The organism is Streptomyces sp. LS1784 (assembly GCF_020103755.1).
GTDB lineage: Bacteria > Actinomycetota > Actinomycetes > Streptomycetales > Streptomycetaceae > Kitasatospora.
Genome location: NZ_JAHSQD010000594.1, coordinates 1 through 4,870 on the forward strand (window position 1 = coordinate 1; position 4,870 = coordinate 4,870).

At 73.3% G+C, this 4,870-nt stretch carries 4 protein-coding genes; all 4 read left to right on the forward strand.

Annotation, left to right across the window (positions count from 1 at the left end; all coding sequences use genetic code 11):
- Nucleotides 1–127 precede the first annotated feature (127 nt).
- Complete coding sequence (locus KS423_RS38520; RefSeq protein WP_224284387.1) at nucleotides 128–1,276, forward strand: CdaR family transcriptional regulator; 1,149 nt, start codon at nucleotides 128–130, stop codon at nucleotides 1,274–1,276.
- Between the two features lie 215 nt (nucleotides 1,277–1,491).
- The gene (locus KS423_RS38525) at nucleotides 1,492–2,220 is read left to right on the forward strand and encodes an OB-fold-containig protein (protein WP_224284388.1); all 729 of its coding nucleotides are present in this window, start codon (nucleotides 1,492–1,494) and stop codon (nucleotides 2,218–2,220) included.
- Nucleotides 2,221–2,289: 69 nt separating this feature from the next.
- Nucleotides 2,290–4,320: a flotillin family protein gene (locus tag KS423_RS38530; protein ID WP_224284389.1), complete on the forward strand. Its 2,031-nt coding sequence runs from the start codon at nucleotides 2,290–2,292 to the stop codon at nucleotides 4,318–4,320.
- Nucleotides 4,321–4,381: 61 nt separating this feature from the next.
- On the forward strand, nucleotides 4,382–4,870 hold a 489-nt coding region (locus KS423_RS38535), incomplete at its 3' end, for a DNA repair ATPase (RefSeq protein ID WP_224284390.1).

Sequence of the window (4,870 nt, forward strand, 5' to 3'; positions counted from 1 at the left end):
GGCGCCGTCCGTGCGGTGGCGGATCGACGGCAGCGGCGCACGCTCCGTCCCACGCGTCCGCGACCGGTGGCGCGGGGGCCGCCGCGGCGGTCCCCGCCGGGGGCGTCCCTGATAAATTCAGCGCCGAATGACCAGGCTGCACGGGGGTTGGCAGGACACGGTGACCGAGGAGATCGAGTACGACATACCCGCCGAGCTGGCCGAGGTCTACCTCGTGCTGCTCGCCGACGTCTCCCGCACCGGCCGGCTGCTGCGCCGCGACGAGCTGGAGCGCCTGCGCACACTCGGCGAGCACTGCGCCGAGGCCGGCTACGGGCTGCGCGAGGTGGTGTCGCACTGTCTGGCCGCGGCCCGGCGGGCCTGGCAGACCCTGCCCGGGACGACGGCCACGAGCAGCGTCACCGAGCTGCGCGGGATGGGCGACGCGGTGCTGGCCACCACCCACGCCGCACTGGCCGCGCTGGGCGAGGGCCACGAGCGGGCGCAGCGCCTCGCCGTCCGCCAGGAGGAGGCGGCCCGGCGGGAGTTCATCGACGACCTGCTGTTCGGCCGCAGCGACCTCGGGCTGCTCGCCGAGCGTGCGGAGCGGTTCGGGCTTCGGCTGGCGGGCGCGTACACGGTGGCGGTCGCGGTGGGCGACGAACCGTTCGCGGACGTGCATCCACTGGTGCACCGGGTGGAGCGGGAACTGGCCGGACGGTTCGGCGAGCGGGACGTGCTGCTGGCCAGCAAGGACGGCCGGCTGGTGTGCATCGCCCCGGACTCCGAGCGGGCCGTGCTGGAGGCCTTCGCCGAGCTGACACTGCGCCCCGGCCCCGGCTACCACCCGGTGCGGCGGGTGGCCACCGGCCGCCGGCACTCGGGGCCGAGCGGGGTGCCGCGCAGCTACGAGGAGGCGCTGGGCGCGCTGGACTACGCGCACCGGCTGGACCTGCCGGCCCAGCAGCTGCGGGCCGAGGAGCTGCTGGTCTTCCCCGTGCTGATGCGCGACCGGGCGGCCATGGCCGACCTGGTGCGCAGCGTGCTCGGCCCGCTGACCGAGGCACGCGGCGGCGCCCGTCCGCTGCTGGACACCATCGCCGTGCAGGCGGAGGCCGCGTACGTGAACGCGGAGGCGGCGCGCCGGCTGGGCCTGAGCGTGCGCACCCTGAGCTACCGGCTGGAGCGGATCAAGGCGCTCACCGGGTACGACCCGGCGGACGCGCTCCACCGCTTCACCCTGGAGACGGCGGCCATGGGGGCACGGCTGCTGAACTGGCCGGAGCAACCGCTGTAGTCCCGCGGCGCCAAACCTGCGGGGCACCGCTGCGACCGTCCGGCGGCCGTCCTGTTGCCGGGCTGTTGCAGTGTCACGCGGGCCGCATGTACCAGGGTGTCAAGAGGGCGTAAAAATTGCCGGATCCTGGCAATGTGCCGCGGGCCCCGGCGCTGCCATGATCTCCTCGGTGCCGAAGCGCGGCGCCGGCGGAAAGACGGGGGAGTGTGGCCGGGATGGGGGGATTCTTCGCGGCCGCGCTGGCCTTTCCGACGGCGCTGTTCAGCTTCGCGCTGGTGGTGGTGGTCGGGTACTGGTTGCTGATGCTGTTCGGCGGCCTGGTGCCCGGCGCCGTGCACGGGGGGCACGGCGGCGGGCACCACGTGGACGTCGGGCACGCGGGGCACCACCTGGGTGCCGGGCACGGGGGGCACGCCGGAGATCCGGGGCACGGCGGCGGGGGGCACGGCGGCGACGGGGGATCCGACCGGCACGGCGCCGGCCACCACACGGGCGTGCTGGACGCGCTGGGGCTGGGCGGGGTGCCCGTGACGGTGGCGGTGTCGCTGCTGGTCGCGCTCGCCTGGTTCGTCAGCCTGGCCGGCACCGTCCTCACCTCGGGGGCACCGGCGCGCGGCGGCGTGTTCGCCGTCGCGCTGGTCGCCTCCTGGGCGGGCACCCGGGCGCTCGTCCGGCCGCTGTCGCGGCTGTTCCCGCAGGACCGGCCGGCCACCCGGGGGGACTTCGTCGGCCGGGTCTGCGTGATCCGGACCGGCCGGGTGACGGCCGACTTCGGGCAGGCCGAGGTCACCGCGGAGGACGGCTCCACCGCGACCGTCCAGGTCCGCACGGCGGAGCCCGAACCGGGCCTGACGGCCGGACGGACCGCCCTGATCTTCGACTACGACGCCGAGGGCGAGCACTTCCTGGTGGCGCCCTTCGATCCGCCGTCCGAACTGACCTGACGATTCGTCGCCTTCGTTCACCGCACTTCTCTTTCGCACCAACTCGCCATCTCGTCAAAGGACTCCGTGATGGACACCATCGCCGTGGGTTTCGGCGTGCTCGTCGCCGTCGTGCTGCTCATCCTGCTCGCCATGCTGCTGTTCGTGGGCCGCCTGTTCCAGAAGGTCGAGCAGGGCAAGGCACTGATCGTCTCCCGGACGAAGAAGGTGGACGTGACCTTCACCGGCGCGATCGTCCTCCCGGTGCTCCACAAGGCCGAGTTGATGGACATCACCGCGAAGACGGTGGAGATCCACCGGGCCGGCCGGGACGGTCTGATCTGCCGGGACAACATCCGCGCGGACATCCGGATCTCGTTCTTCGTCCGGGTGAACAAGACCGTCGAGGACGTCATCAAGGTCGCGCAGTCGATCGGCACCGCCCGGGCCAGCGACCCGCAGGCGATCCAGGAGTTCTTCGCCGTCAAGTTCGCCGAGGCGCTCAAGACCGTCGGCAAGCAGCTGGACTTCACCGACCTGTACACCCACCGGCACGAGTTCCGGGACCAGATCATCGCGGTCATCGGCACCGACCTCAACGGTTACACCCTTGAGGACGCGGCCATCGACCACCTGGAACAGACCCCGATGAGCCAGCTGGACGCCGACAACATCCTGGACGCCCAGGGCATCCGCAAGATCACCGAGCTGACCGCGATCGAGCACGTGCGCACCAACGAGTACCAGCGCACCGAGCAGAAGGAGATCACCCGGCAGAACGTGGACGCCCGGGAGGCCGTCCTGGAGCTGGAGCGCCGGCAGGCCGACGCCGAGATCCGCCAGCGCCGCGAGATCGAGACCCTGCGCGCCAAGGAGGACGCGGTGATCGCCCGGGTGCAGGAGGAGGAGCGGCTGAACGCCCAGACCGCGTTCCTGCGCACCGAGGAGCTGCTCGGGGTGCAGCGGGAGAACCAGGCCCGCGAGGTCGCGGTGGCGCAGAAGAACCGCGAACGGGTGATCGCGGTGGAGAACGAGCGGATCGAGAAGGACCGCCTGTTGGAGGTCGTCGGCCGCGAGCGGGAGACCCAGCTCGCCACGATCGCCAAGGAGAAGGAGGTCGAGTCCGCCAGGCGCGAGGTCGCCGACGTGGTCCGCGAGCGGGTCGCGGTGGACCGCACCGTCGCCGAGCAGGAGGAGGCCGTCAAGACGCTGCGCGCCACCGAGGAGGCCGAGCGGGTGCGCAAGGCCGTCGTGATCCAGGCCGAGGCCGAGGCGCAGGAGAAGCTGGTCAAGGACATCAAGGCCGCCGAGGCCGCCGAGCAGGCCGCCGCGCACAGGGCCCGCGAGGCGCTGGTGCTGGCCGAGGCCCGTCAGCAGGCCGCCGAGCTGGACGCGGCCGCCAAGATCCGGATGGCCGAGGGCATCCGGGCGGAGGCCGCCGCCGAGGGACTGGCCCGGGTCCAGGTCCGCGAGCAGGAGGCCGCGGCGGTGGAGAAGGTCGGCCGCGCCGAGGCCGCCGTCCAGGCCGAGAAGGCCAAGGCCGCCGCGCTGGAGATCGGCGGAAAGCTGAAGGCCGAGGCCGAGGGCCTGACCGAGAAGGCCGCGGCGATGGCCAAGCTGGACGAGGCCTCGCGCGGGCACGAGGAGTACCGCCTGCGGCTGGCCGCCGAGAAGGACGTCCGGCTGGCCGGGCTGGACACCCAGCGGCAGATCGCCGAGGCCCAGGCGGCGCTGGTCGCGGCCGGGTTGGAGAAGGCGAAGATCGACATCGTCGGCGGGGACTCGGTGTTCTTCGACAGGCTGGTGCAGTCGGTGTCGGCCGGCAAGAGCGTGGACGCCTTCGTCGGCCACTCGCAGACCGCGCAGACCCTGGCCGGGCCCTGGCTGGACGGGCGGGCCAGCTTCACCGAGGACCTCACCAGGGTGCTCTCCTCGGTCTCCACGGCCGACGTGCAGAACCTGACGGTGTCCGCGCTGCTGATGAAGCTGATCGGCTCGGGGGCGGGCGACCAGGCCGGCCAGCTGCGCCGACTGCTGGATTCGGCGCGGCAGCTGGGCGTCGCGGAGACCCCGATCGGGACGCTGGCCGGTGGCCTCGCCTCCGTGAACGGCTCCAAGTGACCCGCTGCCCGCCGAGCAACCGAGTCGACCGATTCAACTGAGTCAACTGAGGAACGTGACCGTGACCGTGGACGCCCTCGACGCCCGGCTCGACGCCGGAACCTACGAGGTCCTGCGCGACCGGCTCGCCCGAGCCGCCGCCGAACTCGCCGACCGGGCCCAGGCGTTGAACGCCCGCCGGGTCGGCGAGTTCGGCGGCGGGGAGCTGCGGCTGGCCGGCACCGGGCGGCTCACCACCGCCCGGGCCTGCCTGCCCCAGGACCTCACCGCCGTCGGCGGGCTGCTGCTGCTCGGCACCCGAGCGGCCGACCTCACCGACGGCGAAGGGGACTTCACCGACGTCCTCGGCCTGCACCACCCCGACCTCTCCCCCGCGCCCACCGAGGGCACCCTGCTGGACGACCCGCGGCTGCACCAGGACCTCGCCGACCTGCGGCGCTACTTCCGCGACGCCCGGCTGGAGCGGCTGCGCCCGGTGGACGGCCGGCTGCTCGCCGTGTTCCGCACCGGCCCGGCCGCCGCCGACGTCCGGGTGCTGCGCTGGCGCCTG